The organism is Leeuwenhoekiella sp. LLG6367-2.1 (assembly GCF_045055775.1).
GTDB lineage: Bacteria > Bacteroidota > Bacteroidia > Flavobacteriales > Flavobacteriaceae > Leeuwenhoekiella > Leeuwenhoekiella aequorea.
In genome coordinates, this window is the sequence record NZ_CP159331.1 from 2319775 (window position 1) to 2339105 (window position 19331).

The 19331-nt window shown below is 35.9% G+C and carries 20 protein-coding genes; 7 read left to right on the forward strand and 13 right to left on the reverse strand.

Going from position 1 to position 19331, the window contains the following annotated elements:
• The first annotated feature begins 10 nt into the window (after window positions 1-10).
• Window positions 11-778 carry a hypothetical protein gene (locus ABVM53_RS10575; RefSeq protein WP_405325861.1) on the forward strand — a complete coding sequence of 256 codons (768 nt, stop codon included), beginning with the start codon at window positions 11-13 and terminating at the stop codon, window positions 776-778.
• An 18-nt stretch (window positions 779-796) separates the two neighbouring features.
• Here ABVM53_RS10575 and ABVM53_RS10580 read toward each other — a convergent pair whose 3' ends face one another.
• Together ABVM53_RS10580 and ABVM53_RS10585 are read right to left on the reverse strand one after the other, a co-directional pair.
• Window positions 797-2884: a TonB-dependent receptor family protein gene (locus ABVM53_RS10580; protein ID WP_405325863.1), complete on the reverse strand. Its 2088-nt coding sequence runs from the start codon at window positions 2882-2884 to the stop codon at window positions 797-799.
• Window positions 2885-2887: 3 nt separating this feature from the next.
• A complete protein-coding gene (locus tag ABVM53_RS10585) occupies window positions 2888-4159 on the reverse strand; it encodes a PQQ-dependent sugar dehydrogenase (protein ID WP_405325865.1) in 1272 nt (423 codons plus the stop codon).
• 456 nt (window positions 4160-4615) lie between these two features.
• Here ABVM53_RS10585 and ABVM53_RS10590 point away from each other — a divergent pair, with 456 nt between their 5' ends.
• A complete protein-coding gene (locus ABVM53_RS10590; RefSeq protein WP_405325867.1) occupies window positions 4616-6157 on the forward strand; it encodes a SulP family inorganic anion transporter in 1542 nt (513 codons plus the stop codon).
• A 67-nt stretch (window positions 6158-6224) separates the two neighbouring features.
• Here the strand turns inward: ABVM53_RS10590 and ABVM53_RS10595 are convergent, their stop codons facing one another.
• The 11 genes from ABVM53_RS10595 to ABVM53_RS10645 form a co-directional block, all read right to left on the reverse strand.
• A complete protein-coding gene (locus ABVM53_RS10595; protein WP_262707489.1) occupies window positions 6225-6353 on the reverse strand; it encodes a hypothetical protein in 129 nt (42 codons plus the stop codon).
• Window positions 6354-6467: 114 nt separating this feature from the next.
• Window positions 6468-7232, reverse strand: coding sequence for a tryptophan synthase subunit alpha (gene trpA / locus ABVM53_RS10600; protein ID WP_405325870.1), 765 nt, complete (start codon window positions 7230-7232; stop codon window positions 6468-6470).
• Window positions 7233-7396: 164 nt separating this feature from the next.
• Entirely contained in the window at window positions 7397-8581 is a 1185-nt protein-coding gene (gene trpB, locus ABVM53_RS10605; RefSeq protein ID WP_371455904.1) for a tryptophan synthase subunit beta, read from the reverse strand.
• Window positions 8582-8614: 33 nt separating this feature from the next.
• Window positions 8615-9322: a phosphoribosylanthranilate isomerase gene (locus tag ABVM53_RS10610; protein WP_405325872.1), complete on the reverse strand. Its 708-nt coding sequence runs from the start codon at window positions 9320-9322 to the stop codon at window positions 8615-8617.
• A gap of 29 nt (window positions 9323-9351) precedes the next feature.
• Complete coding sequence (gene trpC, locus ABVM53_RS10615; protein ID WP_405325874.1) at window positions 9352-10131, reverse strand: indole-3-glycerol phosphate synthase TrpC; 780 nt, start codon at window positions 10129-10131, stop codon at window positions 9352-9354.
• Window positions 10132-10183: 52 nt separating this feature from the next.
• A complete protein-coding gene (trpD, locus tag ABVM53_RS10620) occupies window positions 10184-11182 on the reverse strand; it encodes an anthranilate phosphoribosyltransferase (protein WP_405325876.1) in 999 nt (332 codons plus the stop codon).
• Between the two features lie 127 nt (window positions 11183-11309).
• On the reverse strand, window positions 11310-11933 hold the full coding sequence (locus ABVM53_RS10625) for an anthranilate synthase component II (RefSeq protein WP_405325878.1): 624 nt from the start codon (window positions 11931-11933) through the stop codon (window positions 11310-11312).
• Window positions 11934-12033: 100 nt separating this feature from the next.
• Window positions 12034-13431 (reverse strand): anthranilate synthase component I family protein, encoded by a 1398-nt coding sequence (locus ABVM53_RS10630; RefSeq protein ID WP_405325880.1) that lies wholly within the window; start codon window positions 13429-13431, stop codon window positions 12034-12036.
• Window positions 13432-13635: 204 nt separating this feature from the next.
• Window positions 13636-14202, reverse strand: a complete 567-nt coding sequence (locus tag ABVM53_RS10635; protein ID WP_405325882.1) for a YceI family protein — start codon at window positions 14200-14202, stop codon at window positions 13636-13638.
• A 32-nt stretch (window positions 14203-14234) separates the two neighbouring features.
• Window positions 14235-14867: an NAD(P)H-dependent oxidoreductase gene (locus tag ABVM53_RS10640; protein WP_405325884.1), complete on the reverse strand. Its 633-nt coding sequence runs from the start codon at window positions 14865-14867 to the stop codon at window positions 14235-14237.
• A complete protein-coding gene (locus ABVM53_RS10645; protein ID WP_405325886.1) occupies window positions 14860-15318 on the reverse strand; it encodes a MarR family winged helix-turn-helix transcriptional regulator in 459 nt (152 codons plus the stop codon). Before ABVM53_RS10645 ends, ABVM53_RS10640 begins: the two co-directional genes overlap by 8 nt.
• A gap of 199 nt (window positions 15319-15517) precedes the next feature.
• On the opposite strand from ABVM53_RS10645, the gene ABVM53_RS10650 reads away from it, so the two are divergent.
• From ABVM53_RS10650 to ABVM53_RS10670, 5 genes are all read left to right on the forward strand, one after another.
• On the forward strand, window positions 15518-16054 hold the full coding sequence (locus ABVM53_RS10650; protein WP_405325888.1) for a TlpA disulfide reductase family protein: 537 nt from the start codon (window positions 15518-15520) through the stop codon (window positions 16052-16054).
• Window positions 16055-16065: 11 nt separating this feature from the next.
• A complete protein-coding gene (locus ABVM53_RS10655; RefSeq protein WP_405325890.1) occupies window positions 16066-16683 on the forward strand; it encodes a thioredoxin family protein in 618 nt (205 codons plus the stop codon).
• A gap of 66 nt (window positions 16684-16749) precedes the next feature.
• Window positions 16750-17070 (forward strand): rhodanese-like domain-containing protein, encoded by a 321-nt coding sequence (locus ABVM53_RS10660; protein WP_405325892.1) that lies wholly within the window; start codon window positions 16750-16752, stop codon window positions 17068-17070.
• 251 nt (window positions 17071-17321) lie between these two features.
• On the forward strand, window positions 17322-17801 hold the full coding sequence (locus tag ABVM53_RS10665; RefSeq protein WP_405325894.1) for a UpxY family transcription antiterminator: 480 nt from the start codon (window positions 17322-17324) through the stop codon (window positions 17799-17801).
• 111 nt (window positions 17802-17912) lie between these two features.
• Window positions 17913-19307 carry a nucleotide sugar dehydrogenase gene (locus ABVM53_RS10670; RefSeq protein WP_405325896.1) on the forward strand — a complete coding sequence of 465 codons (1395 nt, stop codon included), beginning with the start codon at window positions 17913-17915 and terminating at the stop codon, window positions 19305-19307.
• Window positions 19308-19331 lie beyond the last annotated feature (24 nt).

Here is a 19331-nt window from a genome sequence, read left to right on the forward strand (position 1 = left end):
AGTTTTATATATGAATTATAAAGTACTTCTATTTCTGGGGATATTTATATTGGCCTTCTCAGGCTATTCACAAAATACTAGCGGTAAAGTTTACGCAGGAGATAAAAGAGTGCCGGGAGTACTGGTAGAAAATCGTACTCAAAATAGGAGTATGGTAACTACAGATGAAGGCGATTTTAGTATTGCTGCAAGAATCAATGATTCCTTGGTTTTTAGCGCTCCCTTTATGGAAACTCAAATTTTTATTATTGAGCCTTATCAGCTAGAAAAGCGTTGGGTTGTAGAGCTTAATGAAAACTTAAATGAATTGGATGAGGTGCGTCTTACGGAAGCCCCAAAGGAGAAAAAATTTAGTCAGGAAGAATATACCGCCGAAGTTAATACCCTAATTCAAAATGACATCAAGCAAAATCCTCAAAAATACAGACCTCAATATACCAGTAATGGGGTAGATTTTATAATGCTGGCTAAGCGTTTTATGGGGTTGTTTAAAAAAGATCCATCAAAGCAACAAAAGGAATATGCGCCTATAACGTATGAGCAGTACCAGGAACTATTTGCTACTAATGATTATTTTGATCAGCAATTTTTAACCCGTCAATTAGAAATCGAACCTTACTATCAAAATTTATTTTTTGAGTACTGTGATGCTATGCAGTTAAAGGGAGAACTTCTACTACCCGAACATCAGCTGGATTTACTAGACGCCTTGATGAAACTAAGTGCAAATTTTAAAGCTGAGCTTGAAAATTTTAACAAGGAGTCAGAAGGCGGCTAGTAAGCAGCTGTTTAAGTTCTAAAATATATTCAAATTAAGTCCAATATAGAAGTTTACCGGATCTCCGGGATAATAATAACGAGGTGCAGCACCACCAAATCCTGTTGCATTAGGTAAAACCTGAGCGGCATAATTGGTGTCAAAAACATTATTTACACCACTATAAAGCGTAGTAGTAAATTGCTGAGCTATTTTAAACTCGTAATCAGCCCGCAGATTTACAAGATTATAACTGTCACTGTAAATGCTGTTTGCATCATCTAGTGGGATTTTTCCAGTATGTCTATAGTTTACATTAAAGCGTAAACCCGAATCGTGAATTAAATCCAAACCAAGATTAAATACTTTGTCTGCCACTCCGGTAAGGTCATTCCCTGCATAATCAATATCATTATCGGTAAAATCTTCAAATGAATAATCGTTAATAGTAAGTGAAGCGTAAGGATTAATTAATAGCGAATTAAACATACGATCTTTGTAATTCATCAAAACTTCAATTCCATTATGAGAAGTTTTTCCGGCATTTCTACCTACAAACTGATCATTATCTACACGTTCTGCAACTAGTAAATCTGAAACTTGAACCGTATAAAAGGCTAGTTCGGTGTATAGCTTTTTATCCAGCCATTGTGCTTTTAGACCCACTTCATAATTGTATCCGGTTTCTGGTTTAATTTCAGGATTAATGGCTCCTTCAGGAGTAAGTGTTTCTGCAACTGTAGGTAGTGAAAAACCACGACTCACTGTGGCATATAAGTATTTATCATTCACTAGTTCGTAAGTTAATCCTGCCTGAGGTAAAAACAAACGCGGATACGTGTAGACTCCAGAATTATCTATTTCTGATTCGTTTAAATAATCATCAAGTACGTATCTGCTATGGTTATAATTAAGCCCTATTTCAGCTTGTAAACGCGTTGATAATTTAAGATTTGCCTGAGCAAATAAATTGAGATATTTACGATCTTGTTCCTGTTTACTAAAAAGATCTCCCTGTAAACTACCGTTGCCATTGGTATCTTCATATAGGTTTTGATACAGTTTTGCTTTATAATGCTCATCAAAATATTCAACACCAATATTGCTGCTTATGGGAATATTTAAAACTGAAAAGGAAGAAGCTAGATTACTACGTACTCCAAAAGCAACTGAGTTTTCGTCCAAAATATCAAACGGTCTAGGCTCATAGCCATCTCTAAAATTTGTAAATATGCTGGTTGTCCAGGAATTTGATTCATTTAAATTCCAACTATAAGAAAGTCCGGCTAATCCTTTATCGTAGGATTCATACCCCTGTGATTGAGCCCAGGTGAAAGCAGCTTTTTCAGGGTTGTTTTTGAAATCATCTTCGTTTATGGAGCTCGGTATAAATGCTTTTAAGCGTGTATAATTACCAAAAAAAGTAAGTGCACTTACCGCATTAATTTGATTTTTAGCATAAGCGGTGTATGTGTTACGATTGTAATTGCTGTTAGCTCTGTATCCATTTTTTTCAAGATGATTGTAGCTAAAAAAGCCGGCTGTGTTTTCTGAAGCAAGTAGAGCAGTAGCACCTCCTTTAAAAAGACCAAATGAGCCACCTAGGCTATTTAATCTTACAGAAGTACTTTGTGGTTTAGGTTTTATAACCGAAATATTAATCGCGCCACCTAACCCGGCTCCATAACTACTACTTGCCGGTCCTTTAATTATTTCAAGACGGTCTATCAAGTTGAGGTCTATATCTTCAAGTGTGGTTTCACCTTCACCGGTGGTTAGCGGTATACCTTCAATATAAGCTTTAACTCGATTTGTAGAATATTGACTGCGAGCTCCCAGACCTCTTATGCTAATACGACTCGTATTGAGTGCGCCTTGCTGCATTTGTATTCCGGGATTTTTGTTTATTTCGTTAGCGATAGAAAGTTGATCGCCACGTTGTAAGTCTTCAGAACTGATTACGTTTACCGAAGCAGGTATGCGCTGCAATTCATTTTGAATAGGAGTAGAAGTTATATAAACTTCGCCTAGTGCGTTACGGGTCAAAACAGAATCTGCTGTTGCCTTCACTTGTGCCTGAGCACAAATTGAAAGTAACAGCAGAAAAAGAATAGCTATGTTATTCATAGATTATTTTGCAGAGATCTTCCAGATAATGCCACTATCATCATCATTTACTAATAATGATCCGTCAGGGCCTACAGTTGTTCCTACTGGTCTACCGTATACTTTATTTTCTCCATCATTAGCAATAAATCCAGTTAAGAAATCTTCTGCAGGTTGTGGTTTACCATTTTCAAAAGGTATGAAAACCACCTTGTAACCTGAGAAAGGTACACGATTCCAAGAGCCGTGCTGACCCACAAATGCTCCATTTTTATATTTTGCTGGAAATTTGTCTGCTTTATAAAAAGTAAAACCTAGTGAAGCTGTATGAGATCCTAAAGGTACATCTGGCATAATAGCTTTGTCAACTAAGTCCTGGTGTGGATCATCTGCCCAACGCGGATCTTTAATTTGGCCATAATAACTGTAAGGCCATCCATACCAGCCTCCTTTTTGTACGCTAGTTGCGTAATCTGGCACTAAGTTATTTCCTAATTCATCACGCTCATTAACTGCTGTCCATAAATCTCCGGTTACTGGATTCCAGTCCATTCCTACAGGATTTCTAAGTCCAGATGCATAAACAACTTCACCACTACCATCTGGATTTACTTCTAGTATTGTTGCGCGACGTTCTTCTTTTTCCATTCCTTGTTCACCTACATTACTAGCAGATCCTACAGAAATATAAATTTTATCTTTTGCACTGTTGGTAATAATATTACGAGTCCAGTGATTATTATAACCACTAGCAGAAAGAGGGACAATTTTTTCTCCTTCACCCTCTAATTTTGTCTGGCCTTCTTTATATGGGTATCGGTACAAACCATCTGTATTGGCGATATAGAAATAATTGTCTAAAATAAGCATTCCGAAATTTTGATTTAAGCCATCTTTAAAAACAAACCTGGCATCTACTTCACCATCATTGTTACTATCTCTAAGAAGTGTAATGCGATTAGCGCTTTTTTTTGTGTTTGCTTCAGCAACAAAAATATCATTATTAGGAGCTACATACGTCCATCGAGGATGTTCTAAAGAGTCTGCAAAACGAGTTACTACAAAACCTTCTGGGGCAATAGGTGTTTTGCCATTTTCCCATCCTACAACTTTACTCTCTTTTACTTGAGATTCAGATGAAAAAGGAGCTACAAGATCTAGCGGACCTACAGCAGTTTGTACTGTAGTAATTCCATTGTCTGCTAGTTCTTCTTTCTCAGCATCAGAAACAGATTTTTCATTTTTACATGCCGAAAGCATCAATAAACTAACTGCGGCGTAGAGATATGTTTTCATAAATTTAATTTTTTACGAAAATAATATATAAGAATTTTGCATTGACTTTATATCAGCGCATTAGTATAAATTTAACGGGAGTGTAAATACAGGTTACGAACTATTTATAATTATTAGAAATCTTATTTATGAGCTCGATATTTTCTAATTTGATAAAGTTTTAGGCTTAATTATAAGAATCAAATCAATTTTTATTTAGCAGCGGTTTTAAACTGAAACTCATATAAAATGTCACTCTTATTGTATACAAACTATTCTTTAAAAGTCTAGTGTACTCTTCTCATATAAAAGGTTAATTTTGCAGCTTGAATGCATAAAAATTAACCCCTTTAGTTACAGTCATTTTCGGTTTTTCTAAGTATTAATCGCTCTTTAAATTATTCTTTTAGCATCGTAGAATGCCACTTGAATGTAAATAGCGATACTATAATTACCGAATGCAATCTTATTTATTTTATGAGAAAAGTATTTAACCTCTTCGACTTAACACAAAAAGTAAATTACAAAACCGAAATTCTAGCAGGACTTACCGTTGCAATGACAATGATTCCAGAATCATTATCTTTTGCCATTTTAGCTGGTTTCCCCCCTTTAATGGGATTGTATGCTTCTTTTATAGCAGGATTAATAACAGCAATATTTGGAGGAAGACCAGGTATGATTTCTGGTGGCGCAGGAGCCACAGTGATTACTTTAATTGCTTTAATGAATTCTAATGGACTAGAATATGTTCTGGCCGCGGTAGCTTTAGCCGGAGTAATTCAAATCTTGATAGGTCTGTTTAAACTGGGTAAATTTATTAGGCTGGTACCGCATCCTGTAATGTTTGGATTTGTGAATGGTCTCGCTATTGTGATTTTTATGTCACAAATTAAACAGTTTAAAACTATTGTAAATGGAGAGGTTGCCTGGTTGACAGGTACTCCTTTGTTAATAATGGCGGGTCTTGTTGCTCTAACTATTGCGATAGTTGTTTTTTTACCAAAATTCACCAAAGCAGTACCTTCTTCATTAGTAGCCATAATTGTTGTATTTGTACTGGTTTATTTCTTAGGAATAGATACTAAAACGGTTAAAGATATTGCATCGGTGAGTGGTGGTTTCCCTCCATTTCATATCCCAAACATTCCCATAAGTTTTGAAACATTGAAAATTATTGCGCCCTATTCTATGGTGATGGCTGCAGTAGGTCTTACAGAAGGTTTACTTACCTTAAATCTTGTCGACGAGATTACTGAAACTAAAGGTAATGGGAATAGAGAGTGTATTGCTCAGGGAAGTTCTAATATGCTTAATGGCTTTTTCTTCGGGATGGGAGGATGCCCGATGATTGCACAAACGCTTGTAAACTTATCAGCAGGTTCAAGAGCACGTCTTTCTGGAATAATCGCTGCCCTAACTATATTAATGATCGTTTTATTTGGTGCTCCTATAATCGAGCATGTGCCTATGGCGGCTTTGGTGGGAGTTATGATTATGGTAGCTATAGGAACCTTTGAATGGGTAAGCCTCAAAATTTTTAATAAAGTACCTAAAAAGGATATCTTCTTAGTTATAATTGTTGCCGTAATTACAGTAGTACTTCATAACCTTGCATTAGCAGTACTTGTAGGTGTGATTTTATCGGCCTTGTTTTTTGCTTGGGAAAGTGCTAAACGCATTAGAGCTCGAAAATTTGTCGATGAGGACGGTGTTAAACACTATGAGATATACGGACCGTTATTTTTTGCGTCAACGACAAATTTTATAGAGAAATTTGATGTGGTAAACGATCCCGAAACGGTGATTATCGATTTTAAAGATAGTCGCGTTTCAGATATGTCTGCAATTGAAGCGTTAAATGTTGTCACGCAGCGTTATCATAAGGTAGGTAAAAAAGTTCATTTGCGACATTTAAGTAAAGACTGCATTCGCTTGTTAAAGAATGCGGAAGCTATAATAGATGTAAATATTATGGAAGATCCTACGTATAAGCTTGTTGAAAACAAAACAGAATAATATTTCGAGTTTAAATAAAAAAAAGGCATTACGTTAGTAATGCCTTTTTTTATGCTGAATAATTCAGCTATTTTTTGTTTTGCTGATCTTTGATTGTTGGTTCATCAATATCAACTTTATTTGTTTTTATGTTTCTATTTCCCGTTGGATTGGTGGGAGTTGTTTGGTCTGTTTTTCTATCAAATTTCTTGTCCATGATTCTTGTTTTTTAGTTCATTATAAATTTACAAAGTAGTCTTGTTAATATATTATAACGGCATCCTAAAACAAGGTTAAGACTCAGCAACTAAACGGGTTAAGATTTAATTGCTTATGGTCGAATAGATTTAATAAAGTCGACAATACCGGAAATGCCATTTTCAGTAAGGTTTTTTATAAAAGCAGATCCTATTATTGCTCCTTTAGCTGTTGCCGTAGCAGCCTTAAAAGTGTCTTCATCTTTTATTCCGAATCCTACAATTTGCGGGTTTTTAAGTGATAATGCTGCGATACGTTTAAAGTAATCGGTTTGTACATTACCAAAACCTGATGTTTTACCGGTAGTGCTTGCGCTACTTACCATATAAATAAAGCTATTAGTAGCATAATCAATTTGTCTTATGCGCTCGTCTGTAGTTTGCGGAGTAATCAAAAAGACCATTTTTAAATCATATTTTTCAAATATAGATTGATAGTGTTCTTGATATTCGGCAAGTGGTAAATCTGGCATTATTAGACCATCAATTCCTATTTCGGCACATTTTGCACAAAAAGCCTCAACCCCATATTGTAGCATAGGGTTAAAATATCCCATTAAAATAAGCGGAATATCTACCATTTTTCTAATATCCTTTATCTGCTCAAAAAGCTTGGCAGTAGTCATTCCATTTTTTAATGCTGCTGTTGAGCTCTCCTGTATTGTTGGTCCGTCTGCAAGTGGATCACTAAAAGGAAGACCTATTTCAATCATATCAACTCCAGATTTCACTAGCTCTTCAAGTACAGGAACGGTATCTTCTAAATCTGGATAACCGGCGGTGAAGTATATCGATAGAAGCTCTTTATCTTCTTGTAATCGTTTATTTATTCTATTCATTTGAGTTGTCTTTAGTTATTTCTGCAAAGGCGGAAATTATTATATGTTTTGAATTTGAGTTAGGGATTGAGACTTTGTTGGAGCTCTTTTTTAAGTAGTAATTACTACTTGAAAAAAGCGACTGCCGAAAGCCCGACCCTGCTCAATAGAGTAGGGAAACGCCCCTATGCTAGGTCAAAATATTCTATGTAAGTATTAAGGTCTTTGTCACCCCGGCCACTTAAGTTAATTACTACAATATCATCCTTTTTAAACTTACGATCGTTAAAAATTGCAAGTGCGTGGGAAGTTTCTATAGCAGGGATTATACCTTCTAATTTACTTAAATCAAGACCTGCTTTCATAGCATCAGCATCAGTGACACTAATAAATTCGCCTCTGCCACTTCTAAATAAATTAGCGTGCATAGGTCCTACACCTGGGTAATCGAGACCTGCAGAGATAGAATAAGGCTCTGTAATTTGACCGTCTGCTGTTTGCATAAGTAGCGTTTTGCTACCGTGAATGATTCCTTCCTTACCTAAGGCTGATGTAGCCGCGCTTTCACCACTATGAATTCCTTTTCCTGCTGCCTCTACAGCGATTATACCTACTTCTGGATTATCAAGATAATGGTAATAAATACCTGCTGCATTACTGCCGCCGCCCACACAAGCAACTACATAATCTGGATTTTCACGTCCTTCTTTTTCAAGTAATTGCTTTTTTACTTCCGCAGATATAACGCTCTGAAAACGAGCTACCATATCTGGGTAAGGATGAGGTCCCACCACACTGCCTATAATATAATGTGTATCTGTAGGATTATTGATCCAATCACGAATTGCTTCGTTAGTAGCATCTTTTAATGTTTTACTACCAGACTCTGCAGATACGACCGTGGCACCCAGCATTTTCATACGAGCAACATTAGGTGCTTGACGCTTAATATCCACAGCTCCCATATAAACGATACATTCTAGTCCCATTAAAGCGCAAACTGTTGCAGTCGCCACGCCGTGTTGTCCTGCACCCGTTTCTGCTATAATACGCGTTTTACCTAGACGTTTTGCCATTAAGATCTGACCAATGGTATTGTTTACTTTATGCGCTCCTGTGTGGCATAAGTCTTCACGCTTGAGATATATTTTAACCCCGTACTTTTCAGAAAATCGCTTCGCAAAATACAGTGGAGTCGGGCGTCCTACATATTCTTTCAGAAGCTCATTAAATTCTTTCTGAAATTCTGGCTCCTGCATTACTTTTATGTAATTCTGGCGCAACTCTTCTACATTAGGATAAAGCATTTCTGGAATGTATGCACCTCCAAAATCACCATAGTACCCTTTCTCGTTTACGTTGTAATTCATATTATTATTTTTATTTCCGCGAGGACAGATTCTTTATTTGTTATTTCTAAAAGCTGAAAATAAATCACTTAAATCAGCTGTATTTTTTAATCCCGGTTCTATTTCAAATTTGCTATTAACATCGATCGCATAGAGCGGAAGATTTAATTTTATCAATTCTTTTACAGATTCAATTTCTTCGAGTCCAATACCGCCACTCAGAACAAATGGTTTTTTTGAAGAATAAGCTTTTAGCACATTCCAATCAAAAGTATATCCATTCCCACCTTTCTCTTTCCCTTTGGTATCAAATAAAAATGCATCAACTACCGCCTCATAGCTTTCTAAAACTGAAAAATCAAAAGCATCTTTAATACTGAAAACTTTCCAGATTTTAACCGGCTGATTTAATTCTGAAACCATTTCGGCAAGATGTTTTTTCAGATTCATACAGAAATCAGGAGTTTCAGAACCGTGCAATTGAATTACATCAAAATTAAACTGCTGCACTTTTTCTAAAATAAAATCAATCTCAGCATTGACAAATACACCTACTTTTTTTACACCTTCAGCTATAGATGGCATTTGCTGCAACTCAAAATTACGCGGACTTTTATCATAAAATATAAATCCCAAATAGTCTGGCTGAAGTCTTGAAACATCAGCTGTGTTAGACTTCATTCCGCAAACTTTAATGCGTAATGCTTTCGCTTTTATAGAAGCCGAATTATTGCTAGAAGAGGGACTAGTATTTTGTGTCATCTTGTGTATTTCAGTTTTGAGATCTCAATTTATAATTGATTAATAAACGTTTCTGCGCTTAATCCCGGATTGTCAGTTTTCATAAAGTTTTCACCTATTAAAAAACCTTTATAACCATAAGGCATCAGTTCTTTTATTGCTGCAACACTGCTAATTCCGCTTTCTGATACTTTTACAAAATCATCAGGAATCGAAGTTGATAATGTTTTGCTTATATCCAGGCTTACTTCAAAAGTTTTGAGATTTCTATTATTTACACCCAGCATATCCAGCGACGGCATAATAGATTTTTGCAATTCGTCAAGATCGTGAACCTCTAATAAAACATCCATACCTAACGATTTTGCAAATTCAGAAAGATTTTTAATTTCTTGCTGAGAAAGAACAGCCGCAATGAGAAGAATAACATCCGCACCGTAAGCTTTAGCTTCCAGAATCTGATAGGTATCAATTATAAATTCTTTGCGTAATAGAGGAAAACTAGACGCTGCACGTGCAAGTATTAAATCATCTAAGGAACCACCAAAATATTTACCATCTGTTAAAATGCTCATTCCGCAGGCTCCGGCATTCTGATATCCCATTGCAACGTCCTGAACGTTTAAGCCATTATTTATAGTAGATTTACTGGGAGAACGTCTCTTATGTTCTGCGATGATTCCAGAATTACTCTTGCTTAAAGCAGCTGCAAGAGATGTACACCTGCGTTCAAATAAAACTGAATTTTCAAGTTGTTTTACCGGGATTAACTGCTTTCTTAGCGCAACTTCCTTGTATTTATCTGCGACTATTTTATCTAGAATATTCACGTTATAATTTTCTAATACTATTAATAAAAACTTTTAAGCAATTAGCTTTCAACTAGTGATTTTTGCTTAATTCGATTAGTTTATTCAATCTTTCTAAACCTTTACCACTAAGTAATGATTCTTTTGCCAGGTCAAAACCTTGTTTGGGCTCGAGATTATTTACAGTTGCAATTGCCATTCCTGCATTTGCCGCTACCACATTATTTTGTGCTTCAGTGCCATTACCACTTATAACTTTTTTAAATATAGCTGCAGAGGATTCTATGGTATCACCGCCATATATTTCTTTTTGAGTAATCTGTTTTACCCCAAAGTCCTCGGCATACAACATGCGTTCACTTTTGTTTCTAATCGCTTTTGTAGCACCTGTTAGAGAAATTTCGTCATATCCATCTATGCTATGAAGAATGGTGAAATTCTTATTTGCCTGCTGGTATAAGTAGCCATACATTCTTGCTAACTCCAGATTAAAAACGCCCACTAATTGGTTCTGCGGGAATGCAGGATTAACCATAGGGCCGAGCATATTAAAAAAGGTTTTAACTCCCAATTCACGACGTATAGGACCTACATTTTTCATTGCGGGATGAAATAGGGGAGCGTGCAACACACAAATACCTGCTTCATCAAGGCAGCGTTTTAAAAAATCTTTATCGCTACTAAATTTAATGCCTAAATGTTCCATCACATTGCTGCTTCCACTTACAGAGGACACTCCGTAATTACCATGTTTTGTAACATGCACACCTGCACCTGCTGCTACAAATGAGGATAGCGTAGAGATATTAAAAGTGTCTTTACCATCACCTCCTGTACCGCATAAATCAATAGCATTATAACCTTCAAAAGGAACGGCGATACACAAATCCAAAAGAGCATCTCTAAAACCTGCAAGCTCTTCTACGGTAATACTGCGCATCATATAAACAGTAATAAATGCAGCAATCTGACTCGAATTATACTTTCCTTCAGATATGTTTACTAATACCTCACGTGCTTCGCTTTTTGAGAGTTGGTCGTGATTAATGAGTCTGTTTAATATAGTTTTCATAATTGCTCGCTGCTCAGGGCATCTCTCCAATTAGAGAGAACTGTTTTTAATTTGTAATTGTATTATAAAAGCTTCCAAGTTTACTTTTTAAAATAGGTGGCTTGGCGCTGAAACTGAAGTGAGAAAATTAACTTTCCACCCAGTTCTTAATCATTTTCTTTCCTTCAGGAGTTAATACAGATTCTGGGTGAAACTGCACGCCACGTACATCATAGTGTTTGTGTCGCAATGACATTATTTGTCCGTTTTGATCCAGTGAGGTAATCTCTAAATCAACAGGGAAATTTTCAGAAGAAACCACCCAAGAATGATACCTGCCTATTTCAAATTCTTTATCGATGTTTTTAAAAAGCGGCTCGTCTGCCACTAGTTGTGTTGCTGAGGTTGCAACGCCGTGAAAAACTTTGTCTAAATTAGTCAAGTTACCACCAAAAACCTCTCCTATTGCCTGTTGGCCAAGGCAAACACCAAGCATACTCTTTGTAGGAGCATATTGCTTGATAATTTCCTTAAGTAATCCTGCTTCATCAGGAATACCGGGACCCGGAGATAATAGAATCTTATCGTATTGTTCCACTTCATTAAGATCTAGCTGGTCATTGCGTTTAACCGTAACCGTACAATCCAGTTCCTCCAGATAGTGTACTAAATTATATACAAAGCTGTCATAGTTATCTATAACTAATATTTTAAGCTGTTTAGAACCTTTTAAAGATGCTGACGCTTTTGTATTTGTATTATTAGTTTCCATATTTAATTAGCATAAAATGCTTTACTATTCATTATTTATTTTATGCTTCTACTTTAAGAGCAGAAGCAAAGAAATTAATTCTGTCTGCGAATTAATTTCTTTAAATTTCTTCAGCCAATTCAAGTGCTTTAGTAAGGGCTCCTAATTTATTATAAACCTCTTCCAATTCTTTTTCAGGAACACTATCGCTAACAACGCCAGCTCCAGCTTGGTAATGTAATTTGTGATTTTTACTCAAAAATGAACGAATTATTATAGCGTGATTAAAATTGCCATTAAAATCCATAAAACCAATTGCCCCACCGTAAACGTCACGATTAATAGGCTCATAACTTTCAAGTAATTTCATTGCATTGTGTTTAGGTGCACCACTTAAGGTGCCTGCAGGGAAAGTGTCTGCCACCACACGCATTGTGGAGGTTTCCGGGTGTTTTGTACCTGTCACTTTACTCACTAAATGAATCACGTGAGAAAAGAATTGTACTTCTCTATACGTTTCTACTTTTACGTTAGAACCATTGCGGCTTAGATCATTACGCGCGAGATCAACAAGCATAACGTGCTCACTATTTTCTTTAGCATCTTCAGAAAGTTTCTTTGCTAAATCTGCATCTTGCTCATCATTTCCTGTGCGTTTGAACGTGCCGGCAATAGGATGAATTTCAGCTTTACCATCCTGAACTATTAATTGTGCTTCAGGAGAGCTGCCAAAAATTTTAAAGTTTCCGTAGTCAAAATAAAACAGATATGGAGAAGGGTTTACACTACGCAAGCTTCGGTAAACATTAAATTCGTCACCGCTAAACGCTTGTGAAAACCGTTTTGAAGGTACAATCTGAAAAACATCACCTCGTTGACAATGTTTTTTGCAGGTGCTTACGAGTTCTTTAAATTCTTCATCTGTGGTAACACTTGTGCGCTCACCTTCTAACTTAAAACTATATTCTGCAAAACTTTTGATTTTAAGTAACTGAGCAATTTCCTCTAGATTATTATCTTCATTATAAGTATGGGAGAGAATATGTGCCTCGTTATTAAAGTGATTTATGGCAATAATATTTTGATAGACTGCGTAGTAAATATCAGGCACTTGTAAGGCTCCTTCTTTTTTAGTAACTGAAATATTTTCGAAATAACGCACAGCATCATAACTCATATAACCAAAAAGACCATTTTGAATAAATTTCTGGTCATTTTTATCTGTATCAAAAGTTTTAGCGAAAGCTTCGATAATACCTACCACATCTGTTTCTGAGGTGATATTTGTTTCTCTAGTAGTGCCATCAGGAAAAATCTCTTTTACACATTCATCTTGAACCGTAATAGACGCGATGGGTTTACAGCAAATGTAACTGAAGGTATTGTCGTTAGCCCGGTAGTCACTACTTTCAAGCAATAAGCTATTAGGAAACTTATCCCGCAAACGCAAGTATACTGAAACAGGAGTTATGGTATCTGCAAGTATTTTTTTTCTAAAAGTTTTTAAAGTGTATTTCATTATGATGTTGATCTGCTAATAACAAAAAAGGCCTGTCGTGAGACAGGCCTTTCTTTATTTGAATTTTAAATACAAGGTTTGTTCACGACGTTACTGTTGCGAGATCCACCACCAAATATTTAATGCTTTGTTTTTCATATTGACATCAAAGATAATTATTGAAGAACAGCTAACAAACAAAATTCAAAATAACTTTTAAAAAATTTATATGTATAGTTTAATATCTAATTTAAAGTCATCATAAATCGTTTTGTCTCCAAGATTATCAAAGAAGCTTCCAGAACCATATCGTACATTATATTTTGTGCGATCTACTGTAAGTTCTGTGGACAGGGTGTTGCCCGCTTTGTTTAAATCAAAACTAATTGGTTTAGTTATATCCTTGATAGTTAAGTCTCCAGTTACCTTATAAGTCGATCCTTGCTTTACGGCCTTGGTGATTACAAGTTTTGCGGTAGCATGAGAGCTTGTGCCAAAAAAGTCATCACTTTTAAGATGTCCTTCTAGTTGTCCTTTACTATCACCCTCAAGATCGGTTACAGCGATGCTGGTCATATCGATAACAAATTCGCCGCCAGTTATTGCATCACCGTCCATCTCAAAATAACCCTCTTTAAGATTAATTGTACCGCTGTGTGATCCTGTTACTTTTTCTCCTTCCCAGTTAATGGTACTTTTTTTAACGGTTACGCGCTCTACGGATTTTGAAGTAAATGATGCTGCTGCAACGCCTACAGCAAGAATAAGAATAGATTTAATAGTTGTTTTCATAATAATATGTATTTAGATAATTTGTTGTTGATTTATATAGTTTTAAAAAGTTCAGATTGGGGACGTCTTACCTTTTTGCCGTGTTGATATTTATCATCTTCACTTCGGTAGCCGATAGCAACTACTGCTATTGCGTGTAAATTACTACCCTTAAGATTTAGAATTTCGTCAAATTTTTCAGCATCAAAACCTTCCATTGGGCACGCATCGATTTTATAAGTTGCAGCAGCACTTAATAAGTTTCCAATAGCTATATATGTTTGTCTTGCTGTCCATCCTGCTTTTGCTTCCTGCGGAAGAGAAACAAGGCTACCTTTCATCATATTAGCATAGTCATCCATACTTCCTTTTTCTGCGTCTTGAATGCGTTCTGCATGAGCGATATAACTGTCTACTAATTCAGGACCAAAATCGGTTTGATGCGCAAACACAAATATTTCTGAAGCATCTGTAAATTGCGATTGATTGTAACCAGCTTCTTTAAGTTGAGCTTTAACCTTAGAATCTTTAACAATGAATATTTTATAAGGTTGTAAGCCATACGATGACGCTGATAGTTGAACGGCCTCTTTAAGGTTTTCGAGGTCTGCGGGACTTACTTCTTTAGTTGCGTCAAATTTCTTTGTGGCGTAGCGCCATTTTAAATCTTCGATATAGTTATTCATGACTTTTTAGTTTATCTAATAGATTATTTAATAATTCTAACTCTTCGGTGCTTAATGCCGAAGTATGATCGGCATTGCTTTTTTGGGTTACTGGATCAAGAGTCTTAAGTAAATCCATACCTTGTTCTGTAATGGTTATTTCGATTTTTCTTCTATTCTCAGGACATACTTTACGTAGTACGAGATTTTTAAGAATGAGTTTGTCAACCAGGCGGGTGGTATTACTGTTTTTATCGACCATACGTTCTTGAATACACGCTAAACTCGCCGGCTTCCCTTTCTGACCTCTAAGAATGCGCAATACATTAAACTGAGGAACGCTGAGGTCAAATTCTTTTAATAACGATGCAAAACGTTCTTCAAAAAATCTGGAAGTATAATGCAGATTTATTAAAGTCTTTGATTTAAGATCTGTATTCGAACTTAATTTAAGTGCGTCTTCTATTTTCATTTAATGTTGTTGATACAATATTTGTAGGTACAAATGTAATGCGAATCATCGTTCAAATTTCTTTTAGTACTAATTTTAACTAATATTTAATAGCTGGATCTATTTTCAAAGGGTGCTGAAAATGTTATACAAATCTTAAAACGTTAAACTGAATACGCTAATTCGTTAAGTTTGTGCACGTAAATCATTAGTTCCTATTTTGCGGTATTTTCTTCTCTTAATATTCCTTAGTCTTCTTATAGGTGGTTGTTCTTCAGTTAATACAAGTGCTGGAATTCTGATACCAAATAAAATAGTAAAAGAGGGAGATGTAGCTTTAGAAGTACATGATTTTGAAAGTCTAAAACCTTTATTTGATAATTCTGAAGATAAAGCGATAAAGGTCATTAACTTTTGGGCTACCTGGTGTGCGCCTTGCGTAGAAGAAATTCCTGTTTTTGAAATGCTTAATACTAATTACAAAGACAAAGGGGTTGAAGTAACGCTGGTTAGTTTAGATTTTCCCGGGCAATTAGTTAGCCGTGTAATCCCATTTATTCAAAAGCAAAAATTAAAATCTAAAATCTTATTTTTAGACGACCCGTATGGTAACAAATGGATACCGCAAGTTTCTGAAGACTGGAGTGGTGCAATCCCTGCAACCGTAATAATCACTCAAGACAGCTACAAATTTTTTGAAAAGTCATTTTCTTATAAGGAATTAGCGCTTGAAATCGAAGAATTATTAGAAGAATAAGACATCATACTATGAAAACATTAAAAATATTAGTCCTGTTAACGGTAGCTTTAGTTGCAGCAGCTGCCGTAATTTTTGGAATGCGGGATTACAAATCAGGATACGAAGTGGGCGATATAGCTACAGATTTCAGTTTAAAACATGTTAGCGGTAAACAGGTTTCCTTATCTCAGTTCAATGATGCAAAAGGGTTTATTCTAGTTTTCATGTGCAATACTTGTCCATTTTCAATTGCTAATGAAGAACGCATACTAGCACTAGATAAAAAATATAAGTCGGTGGGATTCCCGGTAATAGGTATAAATCCGAATAACCCGGTTGTGAGTCCGGGAGATAATTTTGAAGCGATGCAACAACGCGCCAAGGAGAAAAACTTTACGTTTCCTTATTTATTTGATGAAGGCCAACAGGTTTATCCGCAGTACGGAGCAACGAAAACCCCTCACGTATTTATCTTAAAAAAGGAAAGTGGTTTAGTTGTTAAATATATAGGAGCTATTGATGACAGCGTGCGTGATTCTGAAACGGTAACCGAAAATTATGTGGAAAACGCCATTAATTCACTTCTTAGTGATGAGGATATAAAGACAACGAGTACAAAAGCGATAGGTTGTTCAATTAAAGAATAAGCGTGAAAATCTGATTAAGAAAAGAACAATTCTTATTTTTGAGTATCAAATTTAAATACACATAAGATGAAAAATATAACACAAGAAGAGTGGGAGGAGCAGCTTGCAAAAGATGACAATGCTTATATATTGGATGTGCGCACTCAGAATGAGGTGGATGAGGGGATTTTACCAAACTCTCACAATATAGATATTTATGAAGGTCAGGGTTTTATAGATAAAGTAAATGAGCTGGATAAATCTAAAAATTACTACATCTATTGCCGATCTGGAAACCGTAGTGGTCAGGCTGCTCAGTTGATGGATCAGTTGGGTTTTGAAACCACTTATAATTTGGTAGGAGGTTTTATGGAGTGGGATGGTGAGGTTACCTACCAGGAAGAATAGGAATTAAAAAGTGAGCAAAAAAAAAGAGTCCAACGGGCTCTTTTTTTTTGTTCCTAGTTAAACTTAGAATAGGTACATATAAAGGTTGTGCTTATATCGTTTGCGAAACAAGATATAGTATAGCGCATGATTGTGGTTTCTTAATTTAATGCTAAATTACCCTTGCTTAACGGTTGGTTTGCTTTATTTTCGCGGCGAATAAAATCTTAATTATTTATTAATTAGAGATATAAAATCAGAGTCTTAGTTTCATGAGCTGGTATGTACTATATGTTAAATCCAAATCTGAAAAGAAAGTAACTTCGGCACTTCAAGATAAAGGTATAGAAGTTTTTTGCCCTACCATTACAGAAACCAGGATTTGGAGTGACCGAAAAAAGAAAGTGATTACTCCCCTTTTTAAATCCTATATATTTGTTAATCTTAGCGCTTCAGAACGCAATTCAGTATTTAGTGTTCCGGGAGCGGTACGCTATTTATTTTGGTTAGGAAAACCTGCGGTTGTAAGGGATGAGGAGATCGAGACTATAAAAAAATGGCTTGATCAAGATAATCTGGAGGATATAGAATTGGAGAATTATGTACCTGGAAGCAATATTCAACTCACTAAAGGTGTTTTGAAGGGACGCGATGCAGAAATCATTGAAGTTAGTGGTAATAAAATGAGGCTGTATCTAAAATGTCTTGGAATGGTTGTTCAGGCAAAGTTTAAAGATGTGCTTGAAGCTTAGCGATTAGCTGAGATAATTTGAGATTGGTAATTTATAAGTGAGTCCTAAAAGGGACTTACAACGGCGAAGCCGTGACTAAAAGATTGAATTTAAAGTTTAAAAAAGATTAAAATGAAGGTTAAAAACATCTGTTGTATTGGTGCGGGATATGTTGGGGGGCCTACAATGGCTATTATCGCACAAAAGTCACCAGAAATTACGGTGACAGTAGTAGATATCAATGAAAAACGCATAGCTGCCTGGAATGATGCAGATGTAAATAATATACCTATTTATGAACCTGGATTAGCTGAGGTAGTAGCTGAAGCTCGTGGACGAAACCTATTTTTTTCAACAGACGTTGATAAAGCTATTGATGAAGCAGATATGATTTTCATATCTGTAAATACGCCTACCAAAACTTACGGAATTGGTAAAGGGATGGCTGCAGATTTAAAGTATATAGAGTTATGTGCGCGACAAATAGCACGAGTTGCTAAAACTGATAAAATCGTAGTCGAAAAATCTACTTTGCCCGTACGAACTGCGGAAGCGCTGAAAAATATTTTAGATAATACGGGCAACGGAGTTAACTTTCAAATCTTATCTAATCCAGAATTTTTGGCAGAAGGAACTGCTGTTTCTGACCTGCATAAACCAGATCGTGTATTAATTGGTGGGGATTTAGACACTGATGAGGGCAAAGAAGCAATACAAGCTCTAGTTGATGTGTATGGACATTGGGTAACTAAGGAGAATATTTTGACAACTAATGTTTGGTCATCAGAGCTTTCAAAATTAACTGCTAATGCATTTTTAGCACAGCGTGTTTCCAGTATTAATGCCTTATCCGAATTGTGTGAGCAAACCGGTGCAGATATTAAAGAAGTAGCTAAAGCCATAGGAATGGACAGCCGAATAGGACCTAAATTTCTACAGGCATCTGTAGGATTTGGGGGGTCGTGCTTTCAAAAAGATATATTGAACCTAGTTTACATAGCAAAATCATTTGGTTTGAATGAAGTTGCAGATTATTGGGAACAAGTTATTATTATGAATGACCATCAGAAGCGTCGTTTTGCAGCGAAGATGGTAAAAACATTGTACAATACGGTATCTGGTAAGAAAATAGCATTATTGGGTTGGGCATTCAAAAAAGATACTAACGATACGCGCGAATCAGCAGCTATTTATGTTGCAGATTATTTATTAAATGAACAAGCTGAGCTTGTGATTTATGATCCTAAAGTAAACAAGGAACAAATTCTTGCAGATTTAGACTATTTAGGAACGCGTACTGAAGCAGAGAATCGCGCAAATATAACCGTAGTCAATAGCGCAATTGAAGCAACACTGGGAGCTCATGCCATTGCTATTATGACCGAGTGGGATGAATTTAAAGCTTTAGACTGGAAGCAAGTATATAAAGATATGCTTAAACCGGCATTTCTGTTTGACGGACGTAGATTACTAGACCGCAACGAACTTGAAGCAGTGGGATTTGAATTTTATGCAATAGGTTCCTAAATATTAAAGAATTATTCGCACCAA

Bases quoted from the DNA above. Each gene is read 5' to 3' on its own strand.
- trpD (WP_405325876.1), bottom strand. From the start codon at position 11,182: ATGAAAACTATATTAAACAGACTCATTAATCACGACCAACTCTCAAAA.
- ABVM53_RS10655 (WP_405325890.1), top strand. From the start codon at position 16,066: ATGAAAACATTAAAAATATTAGTCCTGTTAACGGTAGCTTTAGTTGCA.
- trpA (WP_405325870.1), bottom strand. From the start codon at position 7,232: ATGAATAGAATAAATAAACGATTACAAGAAGATAAAGAGCTTCTATCG.
- ABVM53_RS10580 (WP_405325863.1), bottom strand. From the start codon at position 2,884: ATGAATAACATAGCTATTCTTTTTCTGCTGTTACTTTCAATTTGTGCT.
- ABVM53_RS10670 (WP_405325896.1), top strand. From the start codon at position 17,913: ATGAAGGTTAAAAACATCTGTTGTATTGGTGCGGGATATGTTGGGGGG.
- ABVM53_RS10575 (WP_405325861.1), top strand. From the start codon at position 11: ATGAATTATAAAGTACTTCTATTTCTGGGGATATTTATATTGGCCTTC.
- ABVM53_RS10665 (WP_405325894.1), top strand. From the start codon at position 17,322: ATGAGCTGGTATGTACTATATGTTAAATCCAAATCTGAAAAGAAAGTA.
- ABVM53_RS10640 (WP_405325884.1), bottom strand. From the start codon at position 14,867: ATGAATAACTATATCGAAGATTTAAAATGGCGCTACGCCACAAAGAAA.
- ABVM53_RS10585 (WP_405325865.1), bottom strand. From the start codon at position 4,159: ATGAAAACATATCTCTACGCCGCAGTTAGTTTATTGATGCTTTCGGCA.
- ABVM53_RS10590 (WP_405325867.1), top strand. From the start codon at position 4,616: ATGAGAAAAGTATTTAACCTCTTCGACTTAACACAAAAAGTAAATTAC.
- ABVM53_RS10610 (WP_405325872.1), bottom strand. From the start codon at position 9,322: ATGACACAAAATACTAGTCCCTCTTCTAGCAATAATTCGGCTTCTATA.
- ABVM53_RS10645 (WP_405325886.1), bottom strand. From the start codon at position 15,318: ATGAAAATAGAAGACGCACTTAAATTAAGTTCGAATACAGATCTTAAA.
- ABVM53_RS10635 (WP_405325882.1), bottom strand. From the start codon at position 14,202: ATGAAAACAACTATTAAATCTATTCTTATTCTTGCTGTAGGCGTTGCA.
- ABVM53_RS10630 (WP_405325880.1), bottom strand. From the start codon at position 13,431: ATGAAATACACTTTAAAAACTTTTAGAAAAAAAATACTTGCAGATACC.
- ABVM53_RS10595 (WP_262707489.1), bottom strand. From the start codon at position 6,353: ATGGACAAGAAATTTGATAGAAAAACAGACCAAACAACTCCCACCAAT.
- ABVM53_RS10660 (WP_405325892.1), top strand. From the start codon at position 16,750: ATGAAAAATATAACACAAGAAGAGTGGGAGGAGCAGCTTGCAAAAGAT.
- trpB (WP_371455904.1), bottom strand. From the start codon at position 8,581: ATGAATTACAACGTAAACGAGAAAGGGTACTATGGTGATTTTGGAGGT.
- ABVM53_RS10625 (WP_405325878.1), bottom strand. From the start codon at position 11,933: ATGGAAACTAATAATACAAATACAAAAGCGTCAGCATCTTTAAAAGGT.